Origin of the sequence: Paenibacillus sp. YN15, assembly GCF_003285005.1 — a bacterium.
GTDB lineage: Bacteria > Bacillota > Bacilli > Paenibacillales > NBRC-103111 > Paenibacillus_AR.
In genome coordinates, this window is record NZ_QMFA01000038.1 from 13362 (window position 1) to 27011 (window position 13650).

Consider the following 13650-nt stretch of genomic DNA (forward strand, 5'->3'; position numbering starts at 1 on the left):
ACCTACAGAGCAGTAAGGATTTCGTATCCATCCGCCGTTACCGCAACCGTATGTTCAAAGTGCGCGCATAACGCTCCATCTACCGTCACGACCGTCCAATTATCCTCCAGAGTGCGAACGTACCGTTCGCCTGCATTGACCATCGGCTCGATGGCCAACACCATGCCTGCTTTGAGACGCGGCCCCCTGTCCGGACTGCCGTAATTGGGAATCTGGGGTTCTTCGTGCAGCTTCCGGCCGATTCCGTGTCCGACGTATTCCCGTACCACGGAAAACCCTTCACCTTCGATACATTTCTGTATTGCATGTGAAACCGTATAAAGACGAACATCCGGTTTGATCAGGTCCAGCCCTTGATACAAGGACCGTTCCGTAACCTCCAGAAGCTTCTTGGCTTCCGCCGAAATATCCCCAACGGGATAGGTCCAGGCCGAATCGCCATGATAGCCTTTATATTCCGCCCCTATATCCAAGCTGATAATGTCGCCTTCGTTTAAGACCCGGTCACCGGGAATCCCATGTACCAGCTCCTCGTTGACTGAAGCACAGATACTGCCGGGAAAACCGCCATAGCCTTTGAAGGATGGTATTGCATCCCTGCTGCGAATATACTCTTCTGCGATCTGATCCAACTGTTTGGTTGTTGCGCCCGGACGGATCGCCTTGGCAAGCACTTGATGCGTCTCCGCAACAATGCGCCCGGCTTCCCGCATGATGAGCAGTTCGCTCTCGGACTTGCAGATGATCATTCGCCAAGACCTCGCAGTATGGAGCTGATTTCCGCGGTAACCAGTTGGATGTCCTGCTCACCGTTAACTTCTTTCAGGACCCCTTTGTTCCGGTAGTAATCCAGAAGCGGTGCGGTTTTGCTCGAGTATTCGTCAAGCCTGGTACCGACTTTTTCCTCTGTATCATCGGAGCGCTGGTAGAGCTCGCCGGAGCACTTGTCGCAGACACCGTCGTGTTGCGGCGGGTTGAACATGACATGATAGGTTGCGCCGCAGGATTTGCAAATTCTCCGTCCAGTCAGACGGGCCAGCAACAAGCTGCGGTCGACCACCAGATTGAAAACCACATCGATTTTCTTCTCCAGCTCGGTCATCATCCCATCAAGGCTCTCGGCTTGCTGAAGAGTCCGGGGAAAGCCGTCAAGCAGAAAGCCGGCGTTGCAGTCCGGTTGGGCCAAGCGCTCACGCACAATTCCGTTTGTGATCTCATCCGGTACCAACAGTCCCTTATCCACATAGCCTTTTGCTTCCACACCCATGGGTGTGCCTTGACTCATCGCCGCCCGAAACGCATCCCCTGTCGAAATATGCGGAATGTGAAATTCATTAACGATGTACTCAGCCTGGGTCCCTTTACCGGCTCCGGGAGGACCCATAAACAGAATGTTCATGCCTCGCTTACCTCCCCCGAAGGAGATCGACAAAAACCAGTCGCTGATTTTCGCCGATCCTTTAATCTATCCCGTCTGTTTACTTGTTGATGAAGCCCTTGTAATGGCGTTTGATCAGTTGGCCTTCAATCTGCTTCATGGTATCGAGACCAACACCGACCACGATAAGCAGTGAAGTACCGCCGATCCGAACAGAGTTCGGGAGATCCGCCAGGTTGGACAACACTACGGGAAGCAAGGAGATGAGCGACAGGAATATAGCTCCGGAGAGCGTGATGCGGGTCATGACGCGGGTCAGATAAGTGGCCGTTGTTTTGCCCGGACGCACGCCAGGGATATATCCGCCGTTCTTCTTCATATTGTCAGCCATTTGCATCGGGTTAAATTGAACGAAGGTGTAGAAGAAGGTAAACCCGATGATCATCAGAACAAACAAAACCATACCAAGCGGACGCTGGTAGGTGAAGTGCTGCATAATCCAGTCAGCTACCGCATTTCCTCTCCAGAACTGCGCGATGGTGGAGGGGAAATACAGGAGGGAGGAGGCGAAGATGACCGGGATAACACCCGCGGCATTCACCTTCAGCGGAAGGTGGGTCGATTGACCGCCGTACATCTTGCGTCCGACTACCCGTTTGGCATACTGAACCGGAATTTTGCGAACGCCCTGTTGAACAAAGATGACACCTACGACAATCGCCAGAATGGCAACGACCAGCAGGACAAGCTTGATGATGTTGAAGAACAGTGCATCACCGGCATCCTTGAACATTTTCAGGTAAATTTGTTGTGAGCTGGATGGGAAGGATGCAACAATCCCCGCAAAGATGATAATGGAGATACCGTTGCCGATTCCATTCTCCGTGATTTGTTCCCCTAACCACATCAGGAAAGCCGTACCCGCAGTCAACACAATTGCAATCATCAGATAGGTTGTGAAGCTCGGATCAATCACAAGACCGCTGAAATAGTTGTTGAAACCAATGGACATACCAAAGGCTTGAATCATCCCTAAAACAACGGTTCCGTACCTTGTAATTTGAGTGGACTTCTTCCGGCCAGCTTCGCCTTCCTTAGCCCATTGGGCCAGGATCGGCACCACGTCCATGGACAAGAGCTGCACGATAATCGAAGCTGTAATGTAAGGCATGATCCCCATTGCGAAAATAGAGAACTGGAAGAGCGCGCCACCCGAAAAGATGTTCATCATCCCGAAAATATCGGCATTCTGCTGGTCTGTGGCCGACAGAACGTCAGTATTGATATTGGGCACCGGAATAAAAGCGCCAATACGGTAGACGATCAAAACGGCCAGTGTGAACAAAATCCGTCTACGGAGATCGTCTACTTTCATGATGTTGGATATGGTTTTAAACATCAAATCACCTCGGATGTACCGCCGGCAGCCGTGATCTTCTCTACCGCAGATTGGGAGAACTTATTCGCTTTTACTGTCAAGCTAACAGTCAGCTCACCGTTGCCCAGGATCTTAATGCCATCCTTTTGGTTCTTGACGATGCCGGTTTCCTTCAGGGATTCCGGAGTCACTACGGTACCTGCTGCGAACTGGTTCAGATCCTCCAAGTTCACAATTGCGTATTCCACGCGATTGAAGTTTTTGAAACCACGCTTGGGCAAACGACGGAACAACGGGTTTTGGCCACCCTCGAATCCAGGACGGACACCGCCGCCGGACCGAGCCCACTGACCTTTGTGACCGCGGGTTGCAGTCTTGCCCATGCCGCTACCGATACCGCGACCAACACGTTTTTTCGGATGTTTGGACCCAGGAGCAGGAGAAAGTTCATGTAACTTCATCGTTTGTGCACCTCCTATTCATTTGTCTTTTATCTGCAGACCATTGTGTTCATCATGTTACGCGTCAACTTCCACAACTTCAACCAGATGGCTGACCTTGGCAATCATGCCGCGGATTGCAGCATTGTCCTGGTGAAGAGCGGTTTGGTTGGTTTTGCGCAAGCCCAAGGTGCGAACGGTAACCCGTTGGGTTTCCGGACGGCCGATCAGGCTCTTCTTCAGGGTTACTTGCAGTTGCTTTGCCATGGTTATTCCTCCTTAACCTAACAGCTCAGCTACAGTTTTGCCGCGGAGCTTTGCAACATCCTCGGCTTTCTTAAGGCGTTGAAGGCCTTCGATTGTAGCGTTGACCATATTGATGGAGTTGGAAGAACCCAGGGATTTGGTGAGGATATCGCCAACGCCCGCCAATTCCAGTACTGCACGAACCGGACCGCCTGCAATCACACCGGTACCTTCGCTGGCCGGCTTCAGGAGCACACGTCCTGCGCCGAACTTGCCGATGACCAGGTGAGGGATAGTGGTTCCCTTCAGCGGAACGTAAACCAGGTTTTTCTTGGCGTCTTCAATGCCTTTTTTGATGGCATCGCCGACTTCGGATGCTTTGCCGATACCGGCTCCGACCCAGCCGTTGCCGTCGCCGACAACAACCAGCGCACTGAAGCTGAAACGGCGTCCGCCCTTAACAACCTTGGCAACACGGTTGATGTGGACCGTTTTATCTTTCAGTTCTAACGTATTAGGATCTACGCGCAAGTCACTAACCTCCTTTTGCTTTTTTAAAAATCAAGACCAGCTTCACGAGCTGCATCAGCCAACGCTTGAACACGTCCGTGGTACAGGTAACCGCTGCGGTCGAATACGACCTTCTCGATACCCTTTTCCTTGGCACGTTGTGCGATCAAAGCGCCGATTTGCTTGGCTGCTTCCACGTTGCCGCCATTTTCGATACCGGATTCCTTCTCTACAGTAGAAGCGGATACCAGGGTAACACCCTTTGCATCGTCAATGATCTGAGCATACATGTGTTTGGCAGAACGGAATATGTTGAGGCGGGGACGCTCGGTTGTGCCTTCGATCTTCTTGCGCACACGCAGGTGGCGCTTCAGACGGGCTTGGTTCTTATCGCCTTTGGTAATCATCCTTAAGGTTCCTCCCTTCAGCTTGCTTGCAGAAAAACTGCTAAACCGGGCTTAGGCCGCGGCATTATTTTTTCTTACCGGCTTTGCCTTCCTTACGCAGGATGCGCTCGCCTTCATACTTGATACCTTTGCCTTTGTAAGGCTCGGGCAGACGGACTTCGCGGATCTTGGCGGCAGTTGCGCCAACCAGTTCCTTGTCGATGCCCTTAATGGTGATCTTGTTTTGGGCAGGAACGTCGAACTCAATACCGTTCTCCGGAACGAATTCCACCGGATGGGAATAACCCACGTTCAGCACCAGCTTGTTGCCGGTCTTGTTGGCACGGTAACCGACGCCAACCAGCTCCAGGTTCTTGCTGTAGCCTTCCGTAACGCCGGCTACCATATTGGCAACCACGCTGCGGGTAGTACCGTGCAGGGAGCGGTGAAGCTTGTTGTCGGAAGGGCGCTCCACGGTAATTTCACTTGTTTCTACATTTATTTTCATATCCTTATGGACTTGGCGGGACAAGGTACCTTTCGGGCCCTTAACGGTGATCGTGGTGTTGTCCAGAGTAACCGTAACTCCATTGGGGATAACGATTGGTTTGCGACCAATACGAGACATGGTGACACCTCCATTCTTGTTCGTGCTTAATTACCAAACGTAGCAGATTACTTCGCCGCCGGCTTTGGACTGACGGGCATCCTTGTCAGTCATGATGCCTTTGGATGTGGAGATAATCGCGATGCCAAGACCGCCCAGAACGCGCGGGATTTCAGTGCTCTTGGTATAAACGCGAAGACCCGGTTTGCTGATTCGCTTCAGGCCGGAGATAACACGCTCGTTGTTGGGACCGTATTTCAGGAATACGCGGATAATCCCTTGCTTGTTATCTTCGATATATTCAGCGTCACGGATGAAACCTTCCTTCTTCAAGATCTCGGCGATTTCCTTCTTGATGGTGGAAGCCGGGATCTCAACGGTTTCGTGACGGACAGTGTTGGCGTTGCGGATACGGGTAAGCATATCAGCAATAGGATCGGACATAACCATGTGTTTGCGAACCTCCTTCCCAGTAGTGGGGTAATTACCAGCTAGCCTTTTTCACGCCAGGGATCTGGCCTTTGTATGCTAATTCGCGGAAACAAATCCGGCAAATCTTGAACTTGCGCAATACGGAATGGGGACGGCCGCAGCGCTCGCAGCGGGTATAGGCTTGAACCTTGAATTTCGGTGCACGCTGCTGCTTGATCTTCATCGAAGTTTTTGCCATTCTTTTTCCACCTCCGGCAGCCTCGGGGCCGTTACTTCACGAACGGCATACCCAGCTGGGTTAATAATTCACGTGCTTCTTCGTCAGACTTGGCTGTGGTTACAACAACAACGTCCATACCACGGATCTTGTCGACTTTATCATACTCGATTTCAGGAAAGATCAATTGGTCCTTGAGGCCAAGGGTGTAGTTGCCGCGGCCGTCAAAGGCTTTGTTGCTTACGCCACGGAAGTCGCGTACGCGGGGCAGGGCTACATTGAACAGTTTGTCCAGGAAGTGGTACATGCGCTCGCCACGCAGGGTTACCTTGGCACCGATAGGCATACCTTCGCGAAGCTTAAAGCCTGCGATGGATTTCTTGGCCCGGGTGACAACCGGCTTTTGACCGGCGATGCGCTGCAATTCATCCACAGCCACGTCCAAAATCTTGGAGTTGCCAACTGCTTCGCCTACGCCCATGTTAATAACGACTTTCTCCACTTTCGGAACTTGCATTACAGTCGTATAGTTGAACTTCTGCATCAGAGCAGGAGTGATTTCATTCAGATAACGATCCTTCATTCTTGCAGTCATGCTTTATGGACCTCCTTTCCGGCCGTTTTATTTGTCGATAACTTCTCCGGATTTCTTGGCTACGCGAACCTTTTGTCCGTTTTCCAGGACCTTGTAACCTACACGGGTAGGCTTGTTGGTTTTCGGATCTACCAGCATCACGTTGGACACGTGAATCGGAGCTTCTTGATCCAGAATTCCGCCCTGGGGATTTTGCTGGGTCGGCTTGGAATGCTTCTTCACCATGTTAACCCCTTCAACCAGCACGCGGTTTTCCCGGGGATAAGCAGCGATGATGCGGCCCTTCTTGCCTTTATCTTTACCTGTGATGACGATGACTGTGTCATCCTTCTTCACATGCAGCTTATTGTTGTGGGATTCTTTGATTTTCTTCAGTCTTGGCATTGATTTACACCTCCTGGTGGGTGGAATGATGCGTGTCGATTAGATAACTTCCGGCGCCAAGGATACGATCTTCATGAAGTCCTTGTCCCGAAGCTCACGGGCAACCGGGCCAAAGATACGAGTGCCGCGGGGGCTCTTGTCATCCTTAACGATTACGGCTGCGTTCTCGTCGAACGTGATATAGGAACCGTCCTTACGGCGGGTAGATCTTCTGGTGCGGACGATAACTGCCTTCACCACATCACCCTTTTTGACAACGCCACCGGGTGTTGCTTCTTTGACGGAGCAGATGATGAGATCGCCGATATGTCCAACGCGGCGGCCTGTTCCTCCCAGCACGCGGATGCACATCAGCTGCTTGGCTCCGGAATTATCGGCCACTTTCAAACGTGTAAATGGTTGAATCATTCGTGTCTCCTCCTTTCGGATTTATGTTGCTGCTTAGATGATAACGGCTTTCTCGACGATTTCCACCAGTCTCCAGTTCTTGTCCTTGGAGAGGGGGCGAGTTTCCATGATCTTGACAGTGTCACCGATCTTGGCTTCGTTGTTCTCGTCATGAGCCTTGAACTTTTTGGTGTACTTGATGCGCTTGTGGTACAGGTCATGCTTTTTATAGGTTTCGACCGCTACAACGATCGTTTTTTCCATCTTGTCGCTTACGACCTTGCCGATCTGCACTTTGCGTTCATTACGCTCTGCCATGCCCTATTTCCTCCTTTCTTCTCCCGGATAAATTAGCTGATGATCCCCAGTTCTCTTTCACGCAAAACAGTTTTTGCACGGGCGATGTCTTTGCGCACTTTCTGAATCTGAGACGGATTATCCAGTTGGCCGGTAGCCAGTTGAAAACGGAGGTTAAAGAGCTCCTCTTTGAAGCCGGAGACCTTTTGTTCAAGCTCTGCAGTGGTTAAGTTGCGAAATTCATTAGCTTTCATTTGCTTCACCACCCAATTCTTCGCGTTTCACAAACTTGGTTTTGATTGGCAGCTTGTGAGCGGCAAGGCGCATAGCTTCACGAGCGATTTCTTCGCTGACACCCGCCAATTCAAACAGGATCTTACCAGGCTTTACGACGCATACCCACTTTTCCACGTTACCTTTACCAGAACCCATCCGGACTTCCAGAGGCTTTTGGGTAACCGGCTTGGAAGGGAAAATCTTAATCCATACCTTACCGCCCCGCTTGATGTAACGGGTCATGGCAATACGGGCAGCTTCGATTTGGCGGTTGGTTACCCATGCCGGCTCCATAGCCTGCAGACCATATTCGCCGAATGCAACTTCAGTGCCGCCTTTGGCACGGCCCTTCATGGAGCCGCGGTGTTCCTTGCGGTGTTTGACGCGCTTAGGTACTAACATGATTAGTTTCCTCCTTCCTGAACAGCCTTCTTCTTGGCAGCAGGAAGAACTTCACCGCGGTAGATCCAGACTTTAACGCCGATCCGTCCGTAAGTGGTGTGTGCTTCTGCTGTACCGTAATCGATATCCGCACGCAGTGTGTGAAGCGGTACTGTACCTTCGCTGTAACCTTCGGAACGGGCAATTTCAGCGCCGCCCAGACGGCCGCTGACGCCGGTCTTGATTCCCTTGGCGCCTGCACGCATGGTGCGTTGGATGGCTTGCTTCATAGCGCGGCGGAAGGAAACACGGCGTTCCAGCTGTTGCGCGATGCTTTCGGCTACCAGAATGGCGTCCAGCTCAGGGTTTTTGATTTCGGAAATGTTGATGTGCACTTTCTTGCCGGACAGCTTGGAGATATGTTGACGGATGGCTTCCACTTCTGCGCCGCCCTTGCCGATTACCATGCCAGGCTTGGCAGTATGGATTGTCACGTTCACACGATTGGCAGCCCGTTCGATTTCGATATGAGAAACGGCGGAATCCTTCAGCTTTTGCTTCAGGTACTCACGGATCTTCACGTCCTCCATGAGCAGAGTGCCGAATTCTTTGCCTGCGTACCATTTGGACTCCCAATCACGGATAATGCCAACCCGGAGTCCTACCGGATTTACTTTCTGACCCATTCGTTATCCCTCCTTATTTCTCAGATACCACGATGGTGATGTGGCTGGTGCGTTTATGGATGCTGCTTGCGCGTCCTTGTGCGCGGGGACGGAAGCGTTTCAAAGTCGGACCTTGGTTTGCGAAAGCCTGGCTGATAACCAGTTTGTTCGGGTCCAGGGAGAAATTATTCTCCGCATTGGCAATCGCGGAATTCAGAAGCTTCTCCACCACCGGAGAAGACGATTTCGGTGTATGCCGCAGAATCGCAATAGCGTCGCCCACTTGCTTGCCGCGGATCAGATCCAGAACCAGCTGCACTTTGCGGGGAGCCAGACGTACATGTCTTGCATGTGCGGTTGCTTGTTGCATGTCAGTACCTCCTCTCAAAACTCTTCCATAAGAAAACGTACCCTCTCATGCCGCCTCACAGGCGGCACTAAGGCGATTAGCGCTTGCCGGTCTTCTTGTCGTCGTCGCCGTGTCCTTTGTAAGTACGGGTCGGAGCAAATTCGCCAAGCTTATGTCCTACCATGTCTTCCGTAACATACACCGGCACATGCTTTCTTCCGTCGTACACTGCGAAAGTGTGACCGATAAATTGCGGGAAAATCGTCGAACGGCGCGACCAGGTCTTGATAACCACCTTCTTGTTGGATTCATTCAGAACCTCAACCTTCTTCAGCAGGTAGCCGTCAATAAAAGGCCCTTTTTTCAAACTGCGTCCCATTGTTTATCCTCCCTTCTCAAACTTGTTCCCCCAAAAGTGACACCAAGCTTTGAAGCCAAATCCGATTACTTTTGGAGGAGCCCCCGTATAATCATGCGCCAGGCAATTACTTGCGGCGGCGAACAATGTATTTGTCGGATGCGTTCTTCTTCTTGCGAGTCTTGTAGCCCAAGGTCGGCTTGCCCCAAGGAGACATAGGAGACTTGCGGCCGATCGGAGCGCGGCCTTCACCACCACCGTGCGGGTGATCGTTCGGGTTCATTACAACACCGCGGACTTCAGGACGCTTGCCCAGATGACGGGAACGACCGGCTTTACCGATGCTGATCAGCTCGTGGTCTTCGTTGCCTACGGAACCGATGGTAGCGCGGCAGTTCTTCAGGAACTTGCGGACTTCGCCGGATGCCAGACGAACGGTTACGTATTTTTCTTCCTTACCGAGAAGCTGGGCTTCAACGCCTGCTGCACGAACCAGTTGGCCGCCTTTGCCGGGCTTCATTTCGATATTGTGGATAACGGTACCTACCGGAATGTTTTCCATCGGAAGCGCGTTGCCCACCTTGATGTCGGATTCAGGACCGGAGAAAATTTGATCTCCAACCTTCAAACCCTTGGGAGCCAGGATATAGCGCTTCTCACCGTCCACATAATGGATCAGGGCGATGTTGGCGGAACGGTTCGGATCATACTCGATTGTAGCAACTTTGCCGGGTATGCCATCCTTGTTCCGTTTGAAGTCGATAATCCGGTACTTTTGCTTATGTCCGCCGCCTTGGTGACGGACAGTGATTTTGCCTTGGTTATTACGGCCTGCCTTTTTGGACAGGGGAGCAAGCAACGATTTCTCCGGTTTGGACGCCGTGATTTCCTCGAAAGTGGAAACGGACATGGCGCGACGTGCAGGAGACGTTGGCTTATACGTTTTGATAGGCACTTGGATTTCCCTCCTTGCTTACAGGATTGTCTTTATACGGATTCAAAGAACTCCAGTTCTTTGCTTTCAGGGCTCAGTTGAACAATGGCCTTCTTCCATTCGGAAGTGTAGCCGGAGTATCTGCCATAGCGCTTCGGCTTGGCAGGCATACGGATGGTGTTCACCATGGTTACCTTCACCTTGAAGATTGCTTCCACAGCCTTCTTGATTTCGGTTTTGTTCGCGCGGAGATCCACTTCGAACACATACCGCTTGGAAGCCATCATATCAGTGGTGCGCTCGGTAATGACCGGGCGTTTAATCACGTCATATACGCTTTTCATTACGCGAACACCTCCTCAACCTTGGAAACAGCTTCCTTGGTGATAATCAGCTTGTCATATACCAGAACGTCCAGAACGTTCAGACCTTCGGCAGACAGGAACTTCACGCCGGGGATGTTGCGGGTGGACAGAGCCACGTTCTCATCAAAAGCGGAAGTCACAACCAAAGCCTTGCGGTCCACATTCAGGTTCTTCAGGATGGACGCAAATTCCTTGGTTTTCGGTTGGGCCAGGGCGAGCTGATCCAGCACGATAATGTCGTTGTCCAGAACCTTGGAGGACAAGGCGGATTTAATCGCCAGACGACGTACTTTCTTAGGCAGCTTGTAGCCGTAGCTCCGGGGAGTCGGGCCAAATACAATGCCGCCGCCTTTCCATTGAGGGGAACGGATGGAGCCTTGACGGGCACGGCCGGTTCCCTTTTGCTTCCAGGGTTTGCGTCCGCCGCCGCGGACTTCCGCACGGGTCTTGACTTTATGAGTACCTTGACGCAGGGATGCTTGCTGCATCACTACTGCCTCGTGAAGCACGTGGGTATTGGGTTCAATTCCAAAAACGGATTCGCTCAATTCAACTTCTCCAACCTGAGCTCCGCTAATGTTATACACAGCCACTTTAGGCATCTGATTTCCTCCTTTCTGCCAATCTTATTTCTTTACAGTAGATTTAATGGTTACATATCCTTTGTTGGGTCCCGGTACGGAGCCTTTGATGAGCAGCACGTTGCGCTCAACATCAACGCGGATAATTTGCAGCTTTTGGATCGTGATGGTTTCATGACCCATGTGACCCGGCAGGTGCTTGCCCTTCGGCACGCGGTTGGCAGTACGGATGATGGCGTTGGAGCCATGTCCGCGATGGTAGCCGGAACCGTGTGACATTGGTCCGGTGGATTGTCCCCAACGCTTGATGGTGCCTTGGAAGCCCTTGCCCTTGGAAATGCCGGTTACGTCAACATACTCGCCTTCAGCGAAGATGTCAGCCTTCACTTCTTGTCCAACTTCATAAGCGGCCAAGTCAACACCGCGAATTTCCTTCATGTAGCGCTTAGGAGTTGCACCAGCCTTGGAAGCGTGGCCTTGCTCCGGCTTATTCGGATGTTTCTTATCCGCATAACCTAGCTGGATGGCTTCATAACCGTCATTGTCTTGATCCTTCTTCTGCAGAACAACGCAGGAACCAACCTCGACAACGGTAACGGCATGTACCAAACCTTCCGGAGTAAATACTTGAGTCATGCCCAGCTTTTTCCCTAAGATACCTTTCATGTTGACACCTCTTTTCTTTCGTTCGTAGGTTCGTCTCTTCTATTATAGAAGAAACTCATGTATTAGAGCTTGATTTCGATGTCCACACCGGACGGCAGATCCAGACGCATCAGCGCGTCAACGGTTTGCGGCGTCGGGTTCACGATATCGATCAAGCGCTTGTGTGTGCGCATCTCGAATTGCTCGCGGGAATCCTTGTACTTGTGAACCGCACGAAGAATGGTCACAACCTGCTTCTCTGTCGGAAGCGGAATCGGCCCGGAAACACCTGCACCGGAACGCTTGGCGGTTTCCACAATCTTCTCAGCGGATTGATCCAGGATTCTGTGATCGTACGCCTTCAAACGAATACGAATCTTTTGCTTTGCCATATAAGTCCCTCCTTCTATCGCCCAATTTAGTATCGGACATACTCCGCGGAAATCCCCTGAACACCTGCTCCATGGCAAAGGAGCCGGGTGTATCAGCAACCTCCCGCATCATCGCAACGTCAGACCAACGTTCACTATTATATAAAAATCCGCAGACAAAAGCAAGGAATTTTTGAAACTAATTTTAAAAAGCCCTCACCGCGTCAGCGGGCGAGGGCTTTTCGCATGTCGTCCGATTTCTCGGACGTTCATTTATTACTTGGAGATGGTGGCAACAGCGCCGGCGCCTACAGTACGGCCGCCTTCACGGATGGTGAACTTGGTGCCTTCTTCGATAGCGATGGGGGCAATCAGTTCAACAGTAACAGTGATGTTGTCGCCAGGCATAACCATTTCAGTGCCTTCCGGCAGGGTGATTACGCCGGTTACGTCAGTTGTCCGGAAGTAGAACTGCGGACGGTAGCCAGTGAAGAAGGGCTTATGACGGCCGCCTTCTTCTTTGGTCAGGACGTAGATTTGAGCGCTGAAGTTGGTGTGGGGCTTAACGGAACCGGGCTTAGCCAGGATTTGGCCGCGCTCGATTTCCTTACGGTCAACACCACGCAGCAGGGCGCCGATGTTGTCGCCGGCTTGGGCTTGGTCCAGCAATTTGCGGAACATTTCTACGCCGGTTACAACGGACTTCTTGCTTTCTTCGTGCAGGCCGATGATTTCGATTTCGTCGCCAACCTTAACCAGACCACGCTCTACACGGCCGGTAGCAACTGTACCGCGGCCAGTGATGGTGAATACGTCCTCGACAGGCATAAGGAAGGGCTTGTCGGTTTCGCGTTCCGGAGTCGGGATGTAGGTGTCAACTTGTTCGAACAGCTCAACGATCTTTTGAGCCCATTCGCCATTCGGATCTTCCAGAGCAGGACGAGCAGCGCCGCGGATGATCGGAGTGTCGTCGCCCGGGAATTCATACTCGTTCAGCAGGTCGCGAACTTCCATTTCAACCAGCTCGAGCAGCTCTTCGTCTTCTACCATGTCGCACTTGTTCAGGAATACGACGATGTACTTAACGCCTACTTGGCGGGACAGCAGGATGTGCTCGCGAGTTTGCGGCATCGGGCCGTCAGCTGCGGATACAACCAGGATAGCGCCGTCCATTTGAGCTGCGCCGGTGATCATGTTCTTTACATAGTCGGCGTGGCCCGGGCAGTCAACGTGAGCGTAGTGACGGTTCGGAGTTTCGTATTCCACGTGAGCGGTGGAGATAGTGATACCGCGTTCGCGCTCTTCCGGAGCCTTGTCGATTTGGTCGAATGCTACAGCAGCACCGCCGTATTTCTTGGACAGAACGGTAGTGATGGCAGCAGTCAGAGTGGTTTTGCCATGGTCAACGTGACCGATAGTACCAATGTTAACGTGGGGTTTAGTACGTTCAAATTTTGCCTTAGCCATT

Annotated in this window: 25 protein-coding genes; all 25 read right to left on the reverse strand. The window is 51.9% G+C overall.

Annotated elements, in window-relative coordinates:
• Positions 1-2 precede the first annotated feature (2 nt).
• Positions 3-749 carry a type I methionyl aminopeptidase gene (gene map / locus DQG13_RS23630; protein ID WP_113022640.1) on the reverse strand — a complete coding sequence of 249 codons (747 nt, stop codon included), beginning with the start codon at positions 747-749 and terminating at the stop codon, positions 3-5.
• Positions 746-1399, reverse strand: coding sequence for an adenylate kinase (locus DQG13_RS23635; protein WP_113022641.1), 654 nt, complete (start codon positions 1397-1399; stop codon positions 746-748). The genes map and DQG13_RS23635 overlap by 4 nt, the downstream gene beginning before the upstream one ends.
• A gap of 79 nt (positions 1400-1478) precedes the next feature.
• Positions 1479-2777, reverse strand: coding sequence for a preprotein translocase subunit SecY (secY, locus tag DQG13_RS23640; RefSeq protein ID WP_113022642.1), 1299 nt, complete (start codon positions 2775-2777; stop codon positions 1479-1481).
• The gene (rplO, locus tag DQG13_RS23645; RefSeq protein WP_113022643.1) at positions 2777-3217 is read right to left on the reverse strand and encodes a 50S ribosomal protein L15; all 441 of its coding nucleotides are present in this window, start codon (positions 3215-3217) and stop codon (positions 2777-2779) included. Before rplO ends, secY begins: the two co-directional genes overlap by 1 nt.
• Before the next feature lie 57 nt (positions 3218-3274).
• Positions 3275-3463 (reverse strand): 50S ribosomal protein L30, encoded by a 189-nt coding sequence (gene rpmD / locus DQG13_RS23650; protein WP_113022644.1) that lies wholly within the window; start codon positions 3461-3463, stop codon positions 3275-3277.
• A gap of 12 nt (positions 3464-3475) precedes the next feature.
• A complete protein-coding gene (gene rpsE, locus DQG13_RS23655; RefSeq protein ID WP_113022645.1) occupies positions 3476-3973 on the reverse strand; it encodes a 30S ribosomal protein S5 in 498 nt (165 codons plus the stop codon).
• Between the two features lie 23 nt (positions 3974-3996).
• A complete protein-coding gene (gene rplR / locus DQG13_RS23660) occupies positions 3997-4359 on the reverse strand; it encodes a 50S ribosomal protein L18 (protein ID WP_113022646.1) in 363 nt (120 codons plus the stop codon).
• 64 nt (positions 4360-4423) lie between these two features.
• The gene (gene rplF / locus DQG13_RS23665) at positions 4424-4966 is read right to left on the reverse strand and encodes a 50S ribosomal protein L6 (protein ID WP_113022647.1); all 543 of its coding nucleotides are present in this window, start codon (positions 4964-4966) and stop codon (positions 4424-4426) included.
• A 30-nt stretch (positions 4967-4996) separates the two neighbouring features.
• Positions 4997-5395 carry a 30S ribosomal protein S8 gene (gene rpsH, locus DQG13_RS23670; protein WP_113022648.1) on the reverse strand — a complete coding sequence of 133 codons (399 nt, stop codon included), beginning with the start codon at positions 5393-5395 and terminating at the stop codon, positions 4997-4999.
• A 34-nt stretch (positions 5396-5429) separates the two neighbouring features.
• Positions 5430-5615 (reverse strand): type Z 30S ribosomal protein S14, encoded by a 186-nt coding sequence (locus DQG13_RS23675; RefSeq protein ID WP_113022649.1) that lies wholly within the window; start codon positions 5613-5615, stop codon positions 5430-5432.
• A 31-nt stretch (positions 5616-5646) separates the two neighbouring features.
• Positions 5647-6189, reverse strand: coding sequence for a 50S ribosomal protein L5 (gene rplE, locus DQG13_RS23680; RefSeq protein ID WP_113022650.1), 543 nt, complete (start codon positions 6187-6189; stop codon positions 5647-5649).
• 27 nt (positions 6190-6216) lie between these two features.
• Complete coding sequence (gene rplX / locus DQG13_RS23685) at positions 6217-6573, reverse strand: 50S ribosomal protein L24 (RefSeq protein ID WP_113022651.1); 357 nt, start codon at positions 6571-6573, stop codon at positions 6217-6219.
• 39 nt (positions 6574-6612) lie between these two features.
• Positions 6613-6981: a 50S ribosomal protein L14 gene (gene rplN, locus DQG13_RS23690; protein WP_113022652.1), complete on the reverse strand. Its 369-nt coding sequence runs from the start codon at positions 6979-6981 to the stop codon at positions 6613-6615.
• 33 nt (positions 6982-7014) lie between these two features.
• Positions 7015-7278 carry a 30S ribosomal protein S17 gene (gene rpsQ / locus DQG13_RS23695; protein ID WP_113022653.1) on the reverse strand — a complete coding sequence of 88 codons (264 nt, stop codon included), beginning with the start codon at positions 7276-7278 and terminating at the stop codon, positions 7015-7017.
• Positions 7279-7310: 32 nt separating this feature from the next.
• The gene (gene rpmC / locus DQG13_RS23700; RefSeq protein WP_113022654.1) at positions 7311-7511 is read right to left on the reverse strand and encodes a 50S ribosomal protein L29; all 201 of its coding nucleotides are present in this window, start codon (positions 7509-7511) and stop codon (positions 7311-7313) included.
• Positions 7501-7935, reverse strand: a complete 435-nt coding sequence (gene rplP, locus DQG13_RS23705; protein WP_113022655.1) for a 50S ribosomal protein L16 — start codon at positions 7933-7935, stop codon at positions 7501-7503. Before rplP ends, rpmC begins: the two co-directional genes overlap by 11 nt.
• Positions 7936-7937: 2 nt before the next feature.
• Positions 7938-8600, reverse strand: coding sequence for a 30S ribosomal protein S3 (gene rpsC / locus DQG13_RS23710; RefSeq protein ID WP_113022656.1), 663 nt, complete (start codon positions 8598-8600; stop codon positions 7938-7940).
• Between the two features lie 13 nt (positions 8601-8613).
• Entirely contained in the window at positions 8614-8949 is a 336-nt protein-coding gene (rplV, locus tag DQG13_RS23715; protein WP_113022657.1) for a 50S ribosomal protein L22, read from the reverse strand.
• 76 nt (positions 8950-9025) lie between these two features.
• Positions 9026-9307 carry a 30S ribosomal protein S19 gene (gene rpsS, locus DQG13_RS23720; RefSeq protein ID WP_113022658.1) on the reverse strand — a complete coding sequence of 94 codons (282 nt, stop codon included), beginning with the start codon at positions 9305-9307 and terminating at the stop codon, positions 9026-9028.
• A gap of 106 nt (positions 9308-9413) precedes the next feature.
• Positions 9414-10241 (reverse strand): 50S ribosomal protein L2, encoded by an 828-nt coding sequence (gene rplB / locus DQG13_RS23725; RefSeq protein WP_113022659.1) that lies wholly within the window; start codon positions 10239-10241, stop codon positions 9414-9416.
• A 32-nt stretch (positions 10242-10273) separates the two neighbouring features.
• A complete protein-coding gene (rplW, locus tag DQG13_RS23730; protein WP_113022660.1) occupies positions 10274-10564 on the reverse strand; it encodes a 50S ribosomal protein L23 in 291 nt (96 codons plus the stop codon).
• Positions 10564-11187 carry a 50S ribosomal protein L4 gene (gene rplD / locus DQG13_RS23735; protein WP_113022661.1) on the reverse strand — a complete coding sequence of 208 codons (624 nt, stop codon included), beginning with the start codon at positions 11185-11187 and terminating at the stop codon, positions 10564-10566. Before rplD ends, rplW begins: the two co-directional genes overlap by 1 nt.
• A 24-nt stretch (positions 11188-11211) precedes the next feature.
• Entirely contained in the window at positions 11212-11832 is a 621-nt protein-coding gene (gene rplC / locus DQG13_RS23740) for a 50S ribosomal protein L3 (protein ID WP_113022662.1), read from the reverse strand.
• Between the two features lie 62 nt (positions 11833-11894).
• Positions 11895-12203, reverse strand: a complete 309-nt coding sequence (gene rpsJ, locus DQG13_RS23745) for a 30S ribosomal protein S10 (RefSeq protein WP_091072734.1) — start codon at positions 12201-12203, stop codon at positions 11895-11897.
• 255 nt (positions 12204-12458) lie between these two features.
• Positions 12459-13649: an elongation factor Tu gene (tuf, locus tag DQG13_RS23755; RefSeq protein WP_113022663.1), complete on the reverse strand. Its 1191-nt coding sequence runs from the start codon at positions 13647-13649 to the stop codon at positions 12459-12461.
• Position 13650 lies beyond the last annotated feature (1 nt).